Consider the following 14,488-nt stretch of genomic DNA (forward strand, 5'->3'; position numbering starts at 1 on the left):
GGAAGGCTCTCCTGGGAGTGGTTCAGGGGTTCGGGCCGGGCGGGTCCGGGGTCAGCTGCTGGACGACGAGGACCACTTCGGCAGGCCGTTGATCTGCGAGGTGAGCCAGTTCCCCTGGCTCTGCAGCGACGACAGCGCGGTCTCCAGCGCGTTGAACTGGGCCGTCATGGTGTCCTTGCGCTGCTGCAGCCGCAGCGTCCAGGCGTCGATCTGGCTCTGGATGTCCTTGGCCGTGGTGTCCGACCCGTTGGCCATGGTGACCAGCGACCCGGACACCGAGTCGCTCGCCATCTCGGCCAGCACCGACAGGCGGGCGGCCAGGCCGTCGGTGTCGACGGTGTCGTCGGGGGTGTTGGCGGCCCCGTCCAGGCCGACGCCGGTGAGACCGCCGGCGATCTGCTGGGCCAGAGCCGGGTTGCTCGACAGCACCGCGGAGAACTTCCCCGCGTCGAAGGTGATCGTCCCGTCCTTGGTCAGCTGGATGCCGATCGAGGCGGGGGAGGCCGACCCGGTCGGGTAGTCCGACGAGACCGGCACCGCGATGGCGTCGCTGAGCTTCGTGCGGATCTGGTCGGCGAGCTGGATGAGGGAGAAGTTGCCCTTCAGCGCGGCGGTGCTGCCCTCGCTGGAGTCGGTGTTGTCCTTGACCGCCTGGATCGCCTTGTTGGCCGCGTCGATCATCGACGAGACGGCGGAGGTGATCGCGCCGGTGTCCGTGCCGACCTTGAGCGTCGTCGAGACGCCGGTCTGGCTGACGGTGAACGTGGTGCCGTCCATGACGCCGGTGAAGGTGTTGGTGGCCGACTTCGCGGTGATCTTCCCGGCGCCGTCGCCGATGGTGATCTGCGCGTCCTGCCCGGCGCTCACGACGCCGTAGGCCGAGGAGGGCTGGGTGTCGGAGACGATCGCGAACGATTTCGCCGTGCCGGTGGCGGTCGAGGTGACCTGCAGCTGGTAGCCCGAGCCGGTGTTCACGGCTGTGGCCGTGTAGCCGAGGTTGGCCTTGTTGATCTGGGCGACCGCCTCGCCGAGGGAGACCTTGCCGTCGGCGTCGGAGTCGACCAGGTCGACGTGCCCGAACTCCGACGTCTCCCCGAGGTCCTTGAAGGTCAGCGTCGAGCCGAGACCGAAGGCGTCGGTGGTGTTGGTCCAGGTCGCGGTCGAGGCGACCGAGTGCGCGCTGGCCAGCTTGTCGACGGTGAAGGAGAGGGAGCCGGCGAGCGCGCCGGCCGAGGCGCTGGCGCTCACCGTGCTGCTGGTGCTGGTGGCCTTCGCGGGGTTCCACGCCGCGGCCTTGGTCAGGGCCTGCGCGGCGGAGCCGAGGGTGGCGAAGGAGGTGTTGACCTGCCGCAGAGCGGCGGCCTGCTTCTGGACGTCGGCGAGCTTGCTCTGCAGGAGCTGCTGCGGCTGGGCCTCGATCTGCATGAGCTGCGTGATCATCGTGGTGTAGTCGATGCCGGAGGTCAGTCCGGTACCCATGCTCACGCCTGCCACAGCAGTTCCTTCTCTCTCGCCGTCGGTGGGACGCAGTGAGGGGGGAGGCCGGGGCCTCCCCCCTCACCGGGTGGTGCTAGGTGGTGCTACTCAGGTCAGCCCAGCAGCTTCAGGATCGACTGGGTGGACTGGTTGGCCTGGGCCAGCATCGAGGTGCCGGCCTGGGTCAGGACCTGGGCGCGCGTGAAGTTGGTCATCTCCGACGCCATGTCGGTGTCGCGGATCCGCGACTCCGAGGCGGTGGTGTTCTCGATGGCCGTGTTCAGGTTGTTGACCGTGTGCTCGAACCGGTTCTGGATGGCACCCAGGTCGGCCCGCTGCGAGGACACCGTCTTGATCGCCGCGTCGATCGCCTTGATGGCGTTCGAGGCGCCGCTCGAGCCGCTGAAGGTCGGGGTCGCCGCCGCCAGCTGGGCCGGGTTGGCCCACGTGGTGCCACCGCTGGTGGAGGTCAGGGCCGCACCGTTGGCGCCGGTGAAGTCCGTGACCGCCTCGCGGATGCCGAAGGTCAGACCGTTGGCCGCCGAGGCGAACGGGTCGGTGGTCAGACCGAGGGCCGCCTTGGCCGCCGTGTTGAGGGCGGTCAGGGCCTGGGCGGAGGTGGCGAAGGTGCTCGGGTCGTTGTCGTTGTCCAGGTTGGAGTAGTCCACCGAGGACAGGTCGAACGTCTTGCCACCGAAGCTGATCGTGCCGGTCAGGCTGGTGTAGTCCGACGAGTCGGCGCTGGCACCGGTGAGCGTGACACCCGAGGCGTTGTAGAAGTTCATGGCCGCCGAGGCCGCCGAGGTGGCGGTCGTGGTGACCACGGTGCCCGAGGCGGTACCGGCGGAGGCCGCCGAGTACTTGCCGGCCGCGGTGACGTCGACGGTGTCGACGCCGAGGCCGGCCGCGCTCATGGCCTTGCCGATGTTGACCGAGATGGTCTGACCGGCGTTGGCCCCGACCTGGAACGTGCCCTTGTAGTTGCCGTCCAGCAGCTTGGTGCCGTTGAACGTCGTCGTGTCGGAGATGCGGGTCAGCTCGGACTTGAGCTGGCTCATCTCCTTCTGGATGCTGGCCTTCGCGTCGTCGTTCAGCGAACCGGTGCTGCTCGCCTGTACGGACAGGTCACGCATGCGCTGCAGGATCGAGGTGGTCTCCGACAGCGCACCCTCAGCGGTCTGCACGACGCTGGTGCCGTCCTGGGTGTTGCGGACGGCCTGGGTGAGGCCACCGATCTGCGAGCGGAGGCCCTCGGAGATGGCCAGACCCGCCGCGTCGTCAGCGGCCTTGTTGATGCGGTAACCCGAGGACAGCCGCTCGAGCGACTTGTTCAGCGAGTTCTGGGTGGTGCTCAGGTTGCGGTACGCGTTCAGCGCCGCAACGTTGGTGTTGACGCTCAGACCCACGGTGTTCCTCCTTGGAATCGGGTCTCGGGGGTGTCCCGCTGCATCCGTGCTGCGGGTTGCTTGCAGAGAGAATTACGGCCCGGAGTCGCCCCGACTTGAGGCGAATGGGACGAAAGTTCGGACGACTTTCCCTCAAGCGGGTTGGGCCGTGGTGCCCCGACCGGGCACCTGCCAGGCGGTGCGCTGGGTGGGGAGCGGTGGGGCAGGACTGCGCCCGGTCACCCGATCGACGTACATCCGCTGCTGGTTGCGGGCGCGGACGCCGCCGTCGGCCGGGACCGGCTTGCCGTCCCAGACCTCGCTCATCGCCGCGTGCAGCAGCGTCAGCGCGCGGGCGCGCATCTGCGAGACGCGCGAGAGCGTGACTCCGAGATCCTCCGCTATCTCGGTCAGGGATTCGTCACCGAAGAAATTGCGCTCGATGACCTCGTCCAGCCGGTCGGGGAGGGCGCGGATCGCGTCCTGCAGGTGCCGGGCCCGTTCGCTGCGCAGCAGCGCGCGCTCGGGGGACTCGCCGGTGTCGGGCAGGTCGAACGAGCCGCCGTCGGTGCCGTGGTCGGCGTCCATGCTCACCATGACGGCGCGGTGGACGTCCACCTGCAGGGCGTCCAGCTCGCTGGGCGGGACGCCGAGGCTCTCGGCCAGCTCGGCCCGCGTGGGGGGCCGGCCGAGCTGGATCGCCAGGGCGTCGGCGGCGGCGTCGGTGCGGCGGGCCGCGGCGCGGACCGAGCGACTGGCCCAGTCACCGCTGCGCAGCTCGTCGAGGACGGCGCCCTGCAGCCGGGCGAGGGCATAGGTGGCGAACGAAGCGCCGGCGGAGGGGTCGAACCGGCGGGCGACCTCGACCAGGGCCAGCTGCGCGCACGAGATCAGGTCGTCGCGGCTGACGTGGCCCGGGAGGGAGATCCGCGAGGCCACCGCATTGACTGCGAAGTGCGCGAGAGGCAGGTGCTCGGTCACCAGCGCGTCGACGTCGGCCGCCGATCGCCGCTCGTGCGGCGTCCGGGAGCCGGGGCGATCGGTCGCCAGGGCGCGGGCAGGTCTCACGCCGTTCCTTCTCGGCGGGTTGGGCACCCCACCGCACCGTCGTCGGCAGATTTCCTCCGGCGCCCGAACGCATCACTCGCTCGTGTCCGGATTTCGGCTTGACCCCCTCCGCCGGCGTGCCGATGCAGGTGTCGACAAAGCGAGAAGAGGAAGGCGGTGGACGGCGTGGACTACCAGCACTTGTCGACGTTGCTCTGGCGCGAGCAGGAGCTGCTCGACCTGCTGCTGTTCAAGGCCGAGGAGAAGCAGTACCTGATCCTCACGGGCAAGACGCGCTGGCTGGCCCGCATCGCGCACGAGATCGAGGTCGTCCTCGACCAGCTGCGCACGCTGGAGGTCGAGCGCGCGGCGGCGACCGAGGCGCTCGCGGTGCAGCTCGGGCTCGGCGCGAACCCGTCGCTGCGGCAGGTCGCCGAGAAGGCGCCGACGCCGTGGAACGACCTGTTCGCCAAGCACCACGAGGCGCTCCTGGTCCTGGTGACCGACCTGCGCAGCCTGTCCGACGCCAACCGCGAGCTCATCGAGGGCGGCATGGCCGTCCTGGGCGACGCACTGCTGTCGGTCCGCTCGCCGAGCGCCGGCACCTACGGCGCCACCGGGCGCACGCACAACGGCGACCACCGCGCGGTGACCCTGGACGGTGCCCTGTGAGCGGGACCTTCTCGGGTCTGAACACGGCGCGCACGGCGCTCTGGGCGCAGCAGCGGGCCATGGACGTGACCGGCCAGAACATCGCCAACATGAACACGGTCGGCTACTCGCGGCAGCGGGCCGAGCTGCAGTCGCTCGGCGGCACCGCCGTCCCGGCGACGTACGCCGTCAACAACAACGTGGGCGAGGGCGTCAGCGCCGAGAAGGTCAGCCGGATCCGCGATGCCTTCCTGGAGTCGCGCGCCCAGCTGGAGCAGGCCACCACAGCCAGCATGACCGTGGCCGACACGACCTACTCGCAGATCGAGGACGCCTTCCGCGAGCCGGGGGACACCGGCATCCAGGCGCAGCTGTCGGACATGTGGGCGGCCTGGGGCGACGTGCACGACAACTCCACCAACCCCGGTCCGCGCAGCGAGGTCCTCGAGCGCACGCAGACCCTGGTGTCCGGCATCCGCACCACCCGGGCGGCGCTCGACCAGCAGTGGGGCGGCAACTACGACGGACTGAAGACGCTGGTCCAGGACGTGAACGCCACGGCCTCGTCGATCGCCGACCTCAACGAGTCGATCCGCCGTGCCACGATCAACGGGCTCCCGAGCAACGAGCTCGCCGACAAGCGGGACGCGCTGGTGCTCCAGCTGTCGCAGCAGATCGGCGCGACGTCGGCCCCGGCGGACGACGGCAGGATCACCGTCTCGGTCGGGGGCGCAACCCTCGTCTCCGGGGGCTCGGCGCTCAAGCTGCAGCTGGTCGGCAGCAGCGACCCCGATGACCTGGCCACCGACCCGCCGCGGGTGGTCACCGACCCGGTGGGCACGCTGGTGCGCCCCGGCGGCACCGCCGAGGGGCAGCTCACGGCGATGACGTCCACGATCCCGCAGTACCGCAACGCGATCGACAGCCTGGCGAAGAACCTGGCGACCGAGCTGAACGCCGCGCACCAGGCGGGCTACGACCAGGACGGCGTCCAGGGCGTGGCGCTGCTCGATGACGGCGCCGGCGACCCCACGAAGATCACCGCGGCGAACCTGACCCTGGCGATCACCGACGGCCGCAAGCTCGCCGCCTCGACGCTGTCCCCGGCAGCGGCCGGCGGCAGCGCCTCCGGCGACAGCACCAACGCCGACGCCATCTACCAGCTGAGCCTGTCGACCACCGGCACGGACGCCAGCTACCGGAAGATGATCGTGGGCCTCGGTGTCCAGGCCTCCACGGCGACCAACCGGCTGAGCGCGCAGAGCGTGATCAGCTCGCAGGTCGACGCCTCCCGCGAGTCGGTCTCGGGCGTCAACCTCGACGAGGAGATGAGCAACCTGCTGCAGTACCAGCACGCGTACGCGGCGGCCGGCAAGCTCGTCTCCGCCGTCAACGACATGCTCGACACGCTGATCAACATGGTGCGGTGACGTAGACGATGATGAGGATCACCCAGCGCGCCATCGTCCAGAACAGCCTGCAGGGGCTGAACTCGAACCTCGCGGCGTACAACCGGCTCCAGCAGCAGCTGACCTCGGGCAAGACGATCAGCCGGCCCTCGGACTCGCCGACCGGGACGAACACCTCGCTGATCACCCGGCAGGCGATGTCGGGCAACGCCCAGTACGCCCGCAACATCTCCGACGGGCAGACGTTCCTCGACGCCACCGACTCGTCGATCCAGGACATGCTCAGCCAGCTCGCCCGGGTGCGGGACCTCACCGTGCAGGCGCTCAACGGCGGCGCGCAGTCGGAGGCGTCGCAGCAGGCCATCGCCACGGAGGTCGCCGGCATCCGGCAGAGCCTGCTCGGGCAGGCCAACCAGGTCGTGCAGGGCCGGCCGCTCTTCGGCGGCGTGACCGCCGGGAGCAAGGCCTACGACGACAGCGGCGCGTACGTCGGCGTGGGCGGGACCGGCGGAGTCGCCGTCCAGCCGCTGACCCGTCGCGTGTCCGACGTCGAGACCATCCGAGTCGACATGACCGGCCCCGAGGCGTTCGGCGACCCGGCGTCGGGCAAGGACCTGTTCTCGGTCATCAACTCGGTCGTCGCCAACGTCGCCGACACCACCGCGCTGACCGACGACCTCAAGGACCTCGACACCGTCCGGGACGGCCTGCTCGCCGCCGCCGCCGACATCGGCACCCGGTCGTCGCGCATGCAGACAGCGGGGACGGTCAACACGGGCCAGGCGCTGAGCCTGAAGACCACCTTGAGCGACACCGAGGACGTCGACCTGCCGAAGACGATCATGGAAATGCAGATGCAGCAGAACGGCTACCAGGCGGCTCTGCAGGCCACGGCGAAGGTGATCCAGCCGACCCTGCTCGACTTCCTCAAGTGACCGCCGTCCTGCCCGCATCCGTCGTGGTGCTCGGGCTGGTCGACCCGCTGCCCGGGTTCCCGAAGCACCGGGACTACGTGCTGGTCGGCGCCGACAACGACGGGCTGGTGTACTGGCTGCAGTCGATGGCTCCCGACGGTCCGCGGTTCCTGGCCGTGCCCCCGGCCCGCTACTTCCCCGACTACGCCCCGGTCCTGCCCGGGACCGTCTGCGCCGAGCTGGACCTGGAGGACCCGGCCGACGCGCAGCTGTACTGCCTGCTGACCGTCCCGAACGGGGACGTCAGCGCCGCGACGGCGAACCTGCGGGCTCCCGTCGTCGTCAACCCCGCCGCCGGACGCGCCCGCCAGGTCGTGCTCGCCGACGGGACGCATCCGATCCGGCGTCCCCTGCGCCGATAACGATGCTGGGCGGCGGAGGCTGAGGCCGGCCGCCCGTGCCAGGAGGCCACCACAACCCATGGAGGGGTAACAGATGCTCACTCTCACGCGCAGCGTCGGCGAGACGATCCGCATCGGCGACGACATCGAGGTGCACGTCGTCGAGGTCCGCGGCGGCACGGTGCGGCTGGGGTTCAAGGCCCCCCGCGAGGTGCCCATCCACCGCGAAGAGGTCTACCGCCAGATCGCCGAGGCCAACCTGCTGGCCGCCCAGGTGACGGCGGACAGCCTCGGCGCGCTGGCCGCGTTCGTGCCCGTCCCGGCGGCGGCGCAGCCCGAGGCCGCTGCCGACGAGGCGGAGAGCGCCGCGGAGCAGCCGTCGTCCTGACAGATGTCGCGGGGCGGTTCGGTCAGTTTTGGCACCGTTCGCCAGCGAGTCCTGCCTAGCGGGCTCGTCGCTGTGCGACACGGGCAAGACCTGCCGAACCAACCCCGTCATAACTGCGTAGGACACGGCATGTTGTGTGCCGCCGATCGGGCTTCCATGAGGCAGATTTCCCCCAGGCACGAAACAGGGGGCGATCACCATGGAACGCAGTGTTATGAGCGGCACCGCCGCGGTCGACAACGAGACCGTGGTCGTGCACGTGCAACTGCGCCCGCGGCGCGGCGCGACCCGCAAGTGCCTGGCCGCGCTGGCCGCGCTGGCTGCTGAGCACGAGACGGTCGCCTTCGCGATCAGCGGGGTCAGCAAGGACGACCGCGTCGTCCGGCTGACCGTCGGTGTCGAGCTGGGCCCGCGCGCGGCGATCGCCAAGTTCTCGCCGCAGGCCCAGGCCGCCTACGCGTTCGTCAGCGCGCTGTTCACCGCGCTGTACGACCACATGCCGGTGTACACCGCCGAGCCCAGCGCCGAGGAGCGCACGGCGGCGGCCGCCCTGGTCGAGAGCGCTGCGCGCGGCGCCGGGCTCGAGTCGGTGCCGGCACCGCGCACGGTCGCTGCGGCCGAGCGCATCTCCGCCTGATCCTCGACGTCGAGGCCTCTCCCGCCCTCCGGGCTTCCCTCTTCTTCCCCGCAGTACCAGGAGTGCCGGTGTCCGACCGTCTGCTGTCCCCGTCCCGTCCGTCGTCCGCTGTCCGCGCCCCGCTGGTCTTCGGCGGCCTCCCCGAGGCCGAAGGCTGGGAGCGCGTGCCGATCACCCCGCGGGACCGTGTCCACTTCCGCGTCGACCGCGACCTGCCCCTCGAGGAGTTCCGGACCGACGCCCCCGACGGCGTCACCGTCAGCTACGACCAGGGCGACGGCCTCTACCGCGTCGACGGCGCGCCCGGCTCGGCGTCGGTGCTGGCCGACTGGGTGAAGGCGTGGTGCGCACGGCACGGTGCGAGCACCGTGGGCCTGCGGGCCGAGACCGACGTCCGCCGGCGGAGCCCGCGCGACCTGCCGCCGGCGTTCCTCGCCGATCTCTGCCGGCACTACGGGCCGGTGAGCCTCAAGCGCCTGCAGCGGAACATGAGCACGATCCGGCTGCACCTGCCCGACCCGGACGACCTGGGCCAGCAGGTGTACGAGTGGGTGCTCAAGGCGGTCAGCCAGTACGACGAGACCAAGGGCGTGCCCTTCGGCGCGTTCCTGGCCACCCAGCTGTCGAAGTGGGTGCACGACCTGGGCCGCAACGCCCACGGCCGCACCGCCGCCGACACCGAGCACAAGCAGCAGAAGGCGATCGCGGCCTTCATCGCCGAGCACCAGCGGCGGCCCAGCGAGAAGGAGCTGGCCGCGTTCATGGGGCAGAGCGTGGCCACGCTGCGGCGCAACTCGCAGACCGTGGCGACGCTGAACGGGCTGCGCAACCTGCAGTCGCTGGACGGCGGGCCGGACACCGCCGAGGTGCTGCTCCCGGACTCCTCCGAGGCGCCCGACGAGATCATGGGCGAGGCCGAGCAGACCCTCCTCTCGCACGCGCTGACCGCCGCCTGCGCCCCCGACCCCGATGCCCGGCGCGACCAGCGGGCCGGCCAGCCGAACGTGCTGGGCTGGGCGACCTGGTACCTCACGACCTGGGGTGGCCGGACCAAGACGCAGCTGTCCAACGAGCTCAACACGTCGGTGCGCAACATGAACGTCTACGCCGACCGCGTGGAGAAGGCGCTCAAGGACCGCCTCGCCGAACTGGCCGACTAGCGCTCGGCCAGGAGCCGTTGCGCTGAGGTAGGACGCCGGTTCAGCTGGCCAGGGCGTCCTCGGTGATGACGCCCGGGCGGACGCGCTGCGGGTGGTCGCCGACCGGGACGGTGGCCACCTGCTGCCCGGTCGCGTAGTCGAGGACGGCGACCCGGTCGTCACCGCTGATCGACACCCAGCACTCGTCGCCGCTCGGCCCGTCGGTGGCCCAGTAGGGCTTGGCGCCGACGTCGAGGATCGAGTACCGGCCCGAGGCGCGGTCGACCAGGGCCGCGTAGTCGTCCATCGTCCCGGCGACGCACAGCGTCGTCCCGGTGCGGTCGATCGCGATGCCGTGGTGCGCGCTGTCGAGCAGGTACTGCTCGCGCGGCATGCCGTTCGTCCGGTCCGGCAGCGGGACCACCCGGGTGACCGCGCCGACCGTCGGCTCGCCGGGGTAGGTGACGGTCGGGTCGGGCGCCTGGGTGTCGAACTCGACGAAGCCGTGGAAGAACGACACCTGCAGGTAGACGTACCGCTCGTCCGGAGCGATCGCCATCGGCCGGACCGCCGAGCTCATGCCCAGGTAGCCGGCCTCGGCGAGCTCCTTGCCCATGTCCCACCGCTCGGTGACGGCGAAGGTGGCGTTGTCGACGATCTGGAAGACCCGCTCGCCCTTCTCGGTGTCGTAGGCCACGCCGAGCTCCGGGCGGTCGACGGGCGTGTACACGCGGCCGATGCTGGCGTGGAAGATCCGCGAGCCGTCGCGCGTGTAGTTGCTCTCGTGCGGGGTGTCGCCCGAGGCGAACTCGCGGAGCTTCACCCCGGTGCGCAGGTCGAGCTCGTGCACCTTGTTAGCGGTGGAGTCGCTGACCAGCAGCCGCGTGCCGTCGGGGGAGACCGCCATGTGGTCGGCGCGGTAGCCCTCCATCGGGAAGCGCCAGACGATCGAGCCGGTGGCCAGGTCGATGCCGACCACGTCGGCGAAGCTGGGCCGGCTCACCGCGACCAGCGTGCCGTCCGGGGTGGAGAACATGTCGTCGGTGTACTGGTCGTGCCCCTCGCCGACCCCCTGGTTGATCGCCAGGTAGAAGGCGAGCTTGTCGGGGTGGGTGAGGATCTCGGTCATCCGCGCGTCGCGGTCGGGGATCGTGTCGATCGTCCGCAGCGGCTCGTGGGTGACGGCGTCGACGATGGTCGCCGTCCCGTCCCAGTTGTTGCCGACGAACATGACGCTGCGCAGAGCTGCGGTCTCCGCCTGCGCGGCGGAGGCGGACAGCACGCCCGCGCCGAGCGCGGCGGCGAGGGTGAGGACGGCGGTGCGGCGCATGGAGGTGCCTCCCGGGCGGTGGGGCAGATCCGGCTTTCCCGGGAAGAACGCGCCTCGCCTGCAACAGTTACGCGCATCCGCCGCGAACGCTGTCGGATTTCGCCCGTGACCCGGGTCCATCGGGCTCTCCCGCTGCCGATATCCAACCCGTGACATCGCGACGGATTCCCAGCCGCTGCACAGCAGCCGGGCCGCCGCGCCGAACGGGGGAGGGGCACCGGTGACCGCCATCTACGCAGGCGACCCGGCGCCCCAGGTCCTCGTACCGCACTGGCTGACCTCCGCCCAGCGGGACGAGCTCGCCGCGGCGATCCGCGCGGCGATCGACGGGCGACCGGTGCACCCCGTCGCCGCGATCCACCTGCAGGACGTGCTCACCGAGCTGCACGTCGCCGCCGCGCGCGATGCGGTCTGGCCGGCCTCGGCCGCCCGGGTCCGGATGGCCACCGGCTGGGACGCCGACGTCCTCCCGGTCCGGCTCTCCGCCGCGGAACTGGCCGGCGTCCTCGCTGTCCCGACGCTGCCGGCGCACCTGCGGGCGGTGCTGTTGGGGGAGCACGCGTGAGGGACGGCCCCTTCGGGCGCTCCTCGCTGGGCCTGCTGCAGCGGCTGCGGCCCGAGCCGGTCGACGTCGACGACCTGCGCGACGCGATCGACGCGGTGCTGCCCGACCTCGCCACCGCGCAGCTGCGCATCTCCGTGGTCGACCGCGCCGCGGACGGGCCGGTCGTCGTCCTCGAGGAGGACGAGCGCTACCTGCGCGTGCACCTCGCCGATCTCGCCGCGGACATGACCGACGCGGGCGTGCGGGCCACCCCGGAGGCGATCGAGGCGGCGCTGGTCGCCTGGGTCGACCGGCGCCCGGTGAGCGACGAGGCCGCGGCCATCGCGGGCATCGCCGTGCTCGACTGGGCCGACGCCACGGAGACCCGGATCGGCTGGCGGGTCGTCGTCCGCCGTCGGGACGTGCTGGTGCCCTGGACTCCCTCGGCCGCCGTCGACCTGCGGCTGCTGCACCGGGTGCGCTCGGCCGCCCTGGGCCGCGCGGACGCCGTGGAGCTGGACCTGCGGATCGAGGGACCGGTCGGCCTCTGGTCGCACCCGACCGCGCCGCTGCTGGCCACCGCCGGCCTGGTGGCGCCGGAGCGGATGATCGCCCGGACCGCCGCGGCCGGCCTCGAGCTGGCCGAGATGTCGGTGGTCGTGACGCCGCGCCGTCCGGTCGCCTGCGCCGGGCCCGCCGTGGCCGCGCGGCTCGCGGGCGAGACCGGCGAGGCGTGCGTGATCCTGCCCTGGCGCGCCCTCGCCGACCTCCCCTGGACCTGACCTCCCGCGCTTTATCGCGATAAAGCACGCGTGCTTTGTCGCGATAAAGCGCACCGAGGCTTAGCCGAAGTTGCCGTACTCCCAGTGCCAGGGCTCGGGCTTCTCGGCGCCCGGCTGCGCCCACGGCGGGTTGATGAAGCCGAACCGCCCGGCGTTGGCCTGCATCCACGTCCACTGCGGGCTGTAGGCGATGTTGATGCCGCCGCAGAGGTCGACGGCCAGCGCCCACCCGTGGTTCGACGTCCCCGGCCACGCGGCCAGCCGCGGCTTGGCCCGGTACGCGGCCACCTGGGCGGCGTAGTCGCGGTAGGAGTCGGTGATGCACAGCGGGGTGCCGAACGCCGCGGCGAAGGCGGCGCTCATCGCCGCGTAGGACGCCGCCGCGTCGCAGCGCAGCCGGTGGCCGGCCACGCCCAGCGGGCACAGGGAGGTCGCCGGGATGCGGCCGTTGGCATAGCCACCCCACGCCGGGTTCGCCACCACCGCCGGCGGCAGCGGCGCACCGCAGGCGCCCATGCCGGCGGCCGGGGTCAGCGCCGGGTTCGGCGTCGACGGCAGGTCCAGGGTCACCCGGACGGCGCGGACGTCGGCCGGCACCGCGCGCACCTCGACGAGGAAGTCCTTGCCGGACGAGCCGACCATCTCCCCGTTGCCCAGGTAGATGCCGACGTCGAGCCCGCCGTCGCCGACGACCAGGTCACCGACCTGCAGCTGCTCCACCGGGACGGCGGCGCTCACCGCCCACTGGTCGGCCGGGCTCACCGGCAGCGCGTACCCGGCCAGCAGCCAGGACGACGAGGTGAAGCCACCGCAGTCGTAGGCGTCCGGACCGGTCGCACCCGGCACGTAGGGCTTGCCCAGCTGCGACAGCGCGGTGCTCACCGCGGCCACCGTCTCGGAGGAGACCACGGTGACCGGGCTGCTGCCGATGATCGCCCAGGCCACGCCCGGGATCGGCTGCCCGCTCGCGTCGAGCGCGGGGGAGAAGCCGGCGGGCATGGTCGAGGGATCGGCCAGCTCGGTCGCGGACGGCGGGACGATCCCCGCCGAGGCCAGCGAGGACAGGTAGGCCTGCCAGCGCTGCTGCGCGGCGGCGTTGCGGTCCTGCTGCGGACCGGACACGGCCGTGCTCAGCCCGGCGAGGGTGAGCGTGACGTCGGTGGGCAGGCCGTCGGCCTTCGCGCGCACGGCGGCCAGGGCGTCGGCGGCCCGCGCCTCGGCCACCCGCAGCGCGCCGCGGGCGATCGCGACGTTCTGCTCGGCGGTGGCCACGGCGTCGGCGGCCCGGTCGGCGCGCACGACGGCGCCCTGCAGCCGCTCGTCGGCGTCGTCGGCCACGGCCTGCAGGGTCAGGGCGTCGGCGGCGCCGGCCGGGTCGGTGGCGTCCAGGCCCAGCACGGGGAAGCGGCTGGTGGGGGACGCGCGGTACAGGTCGGCGGCCGAGCTGCCGACGGCGGCTCGCGCGGCGGTGTCGGCCGCGCGGGCGTCGCTCAACGCCTGCTCGGTCGTGGCCAGCTCGGCCGTGCGCTGGGTGACCTGCTGCTCCATCTGCCGGTAGCGACCGGCGGCGTCGAGCAGCGTGGTCTGCGCGGTGAGGGCCAGCGAGGTCGCGTCGGCCGGCGGGCCGGTCGTCGGCGGGGCGGCGCCGGAGGGCAGCAGCAGTGCGATCAGGGCCGGCACCGCCAGCACGGGCACGCCGAGCGCGAGCCGCTTGGCCCAGCGCCGGCGGGTGAGCTTCCGCTGCGCCGCTCGCGCCTCTCGGGCGGCACGGGTCCGCGGCCGCCGGGAGGCGGGCTTCTTGCGGTTGGGCTGCCGGACGACCTGGCGCGGGATCGGGCGGCCTTCCGCCGCGGCCCGCTCCGCGAGCAGCTGCTGCAGGGCGGCGGCCTCGCGCGCGGTGAGCACGGGACGGCCGGACGCCGGGCGGCCGGAGGCCGTACGGGTCGACGCGGCCGTGCGTGTTCCGGGCACTGCGTCGTCCCCCGCGGTCTCGTCGGCGATGGCCGGCTCCGTGCGGGTTCGCAACGGAGCGCTAGCCGTCCATCGACGGGCCGGCGGGGCGGCCGGAGAGGCCGGGGAGGTGCTCTCACCCCATGGGGGGAGGGTGAAATCAGGGGATCGTCACCCGATCAGGGCGCCCACCACGCGCCGTGCCGGTGCACGAGGGGGATGCGCAGCTCGCCGCCGTCCTCGGTGGAGACGACGAACTCCAGCTTGGTGATGCGGACCGGCTCGCCGTCGTCCTCGGGCTCGAGGAGGCTGCCGGTGGCCAGCGGGATCGGGGGCAGCACGAGGACGTCCTCGGCGGGTGGCTCTGCCATGGGCGTCCTCCAGGAAGCGTGGTGCCCCACCCACCGTAGGGGCCCCCGACCAGCGAGGACACCC

Annotated in this window: 15 protein-coding genes; 9 read left to right on the plus strand and 6 right to left on the minus strand. The window is 72.2% G+C overall.

What is annotated here, in order from left to right; all coding sequences use genetic code 11:
* Positions 1-51: 51 nt before the first annotated feature.
* From fliD to GGQ55_RS13260, 3 genes are all read right to left on the minus strand, one after another.
* A complete protein-coding gene (fliD, locus tag GGQ55_RS13250) occupies positions 52-1,479 on the minus strand; it encodes a flagellar filament capping protein FliD (RefSeq protein ID WP_179717389.1) in 1,428 nt (475 codons plus the stop codon).
* Between the two features lie 110 nt (positions 1,480-1,589).
* Positions 1,590-2,882, minus strand: a complete 1,293-nt coding sequence (locus GGQ55_RS27790; protein WP_179717391.1) for a flagellin N-terminal helical domain-containing protein — start codon at positions 2,880-2,882, stop codon at positions 1,590-1,592.
* Positions 2,883-3,014: 132 nt separating this feature from the next.
* A complete protein-coding gene (locus GGQ55_RS13260; RefSeq protein ID WP_179717393.1) occupies positions 3,015-3,929 on the minus strand; it encodes a sigma-70 family RNA polymerase sigma factor in 915 nt (304 codons plus the stop codon).
* 165 nt (positions 3,930-4,094) lie between these two features.
* Here GGQ55_RS13260 and GGQ55_RS13265 point away from each other — a divergent pair, with 165 nt between their 5' ends.
* From GGQ55_RS13265 to GGQ55_RS13295, 7 genes are all read left to right on the plus strand, one after another.
* Positions 4,095-4,580, plus strand: coding sequence for a flagellar protein FlgN (locus GGQ55_RS13265; protein ID WP_179717395.1), 486 nt, complete (start codon positions 4,095-4,097; stop codon positions 4,578-4,580).
* Positions 4,577-5,989: a flagellar hook-associated protein FlgK gene (flgK, locus tag GGQ55_RS13270; protein ID WP_179717397.1), complete on the plus strand. Its 1,413-nt coding sequence runs from the start codon at positions 4,577-4,579 to the stop codon at positions 5,987-5,989. Before GGQ55_RS13265 ends, flgK begins: the two co-directional genes overlap by 4 nt.
* 11 nt (positions 5,990-6,000) lie before the next feature.
* Positions 6,001-6,903 carry a flagellar hook-associated protein FlgL gene (gene flgL, locus GGQ55_RS13275; protein ID WP_179717400.1) on the plus strand — a complete coding sequence of 301 codons (903 nt, stop codon included), beginning with the start codon at positions 6,001-6,003 and terminating at the stop codon, positions 6,901-6,903.
* On the plus strand, positions 6,900-7,304 hold the full coding sequence (gene fliW, locus GGQ55_RS13280) for a flagellar assembly protein FliW (RefSeq protein ID WP_179717402.1): 405 nt from the start codon (positions 6,900-6,902) through the stop codon (positions 7,302-7,304). Before flgL ends, fliW begins: the two co-directional genes overlap by 4 nt.
* A gap of 73 nt (positions 7,305-7,377) precedes the next feature.
* Positions 7,378-7,671, plus strand: coding sequence for a carbon storage regulator CsrA (gene csrA, locus GGQ55_RS28725; RefSeq protein WP_179717404.1), 294 nt, complete (start codon positions 7,378-7,380; stop codon positions 7,669-7,671).
* Between the two features lie 199 nt (positions 7,672-7,870).
* The gene (locus GGQ55_RS13290) at positions 7,871-8,308 is read left to right on the plus strand and encodes a hypothetical protein (RefSeq protein ID WP_179717406.1); all 438 of its coding nucleotides are present in this window, start codon (positions 7,871-7,873) and stop codon (positions 8,306-8,308) included.
* 68 nt (positions 8,309-8,376) lie between these two features.
* Positions 8,377-9,468 (plus strand): sigma-70 family RNA polymerase sigma factor, encoded by a 1,092-nt coding sequence (locus GGQ55_RS13295; protein ID WP_366489245.1) that lies wholly within the window; start codon positions 8,377-8,379, stop codon positions 9,466-9,468.
* Between the two features lie 40 nt (positions 9,469-9,508).
* Here the strand turns inward: GGQ55_RS13295 and GGQ55_RS13300 are convergent, their stop codons facing one another.
* Positions 9,509-10,777 (minus strand): YncE family protein, encoded by a 1,269-nt coding sequence (locus GGQ55_RS13300; RefSeq protein ID WP_179717410.1) that lies wholly within the window; start codon positions 10,775-10,777, stop codon positions 9,509-9,511.
* A 220-nt stretch (positions 10,778-10,997) separates the two neighbouring features.
* Here GGQ55_RS13300 and GGQ55_RS13305 point away from each other — a divergent pair, with 220 nt between their 5' ends.
* The gene (locus GGQ55_RS13305) at positions 10,998-11,342 is read left to right on the plus strand and encodes a hypothetical protein (protein ID WP_179717412.1); all 345 of its coding nucleotides are present in this window, start codon (positions 10,998-11,000) and stop codon (positions 11,340-11,342) included.
* Complete coding sequence (locus tag GGQ55_RS13310) at positions 11,339-12,103, plus strand: hypothetical protein (RefSeq protein WP_179717414.1); 765 nt, start codon at positions 11,339-11,341, stop codon at positions 12,101-12,103. Before GGQ55_RS13305 ends, GGQ55_RS13310 begins: the two co-directional genes overlap by 4 nt.
* 60 nt (positions 12,104-12,163) lie before the next feature.
* Here GGQ55_RS13310 and GGQ55_RS27800 read toward each other — a convergent pair whose 3' ends face one another.
* Both GGQ55_RS27800 and GGQ55_RS13320 read right to left on the minus strand, forming a co-directional pair.
* Positions 12,164-14,074, minus strand: coding sequence for an NlpC/P60 family protein (locus tag GGQ55_RS27800; RefSeq protein ID WP_366489247.1), 1,911 nt, complete (start codon positions 14,072-14,074; stop codon positions 12,164-12,166).
* Between the two features lie 158 nt (positions 14,075-14,232).
* Positions 14,233-14,424 carry a hypothetical protein gene (locus tag GGQ55_RS13320; RefSeq protein ID WP_179717415.1) on the minus strand — a complete coding sequence of 64 codons (192 nt, stop codon included), beginning with the start codon at positions 14,422-14,424 and terminating at the stop codon, positions 14,233-14,235.
* Positions 14,425-14,488: the final 64 nt, after the last annotated feature.

This window comes from Petropleomorpha daqingensis, assembly GCF_013408985.1.
Lineage (GTDB): Bacteria > Actinomycetota > Actinomycetes > Mycobacteriales > Geodermatophilaceae > Petropleomorpha > Petropleomorpha daqingensis.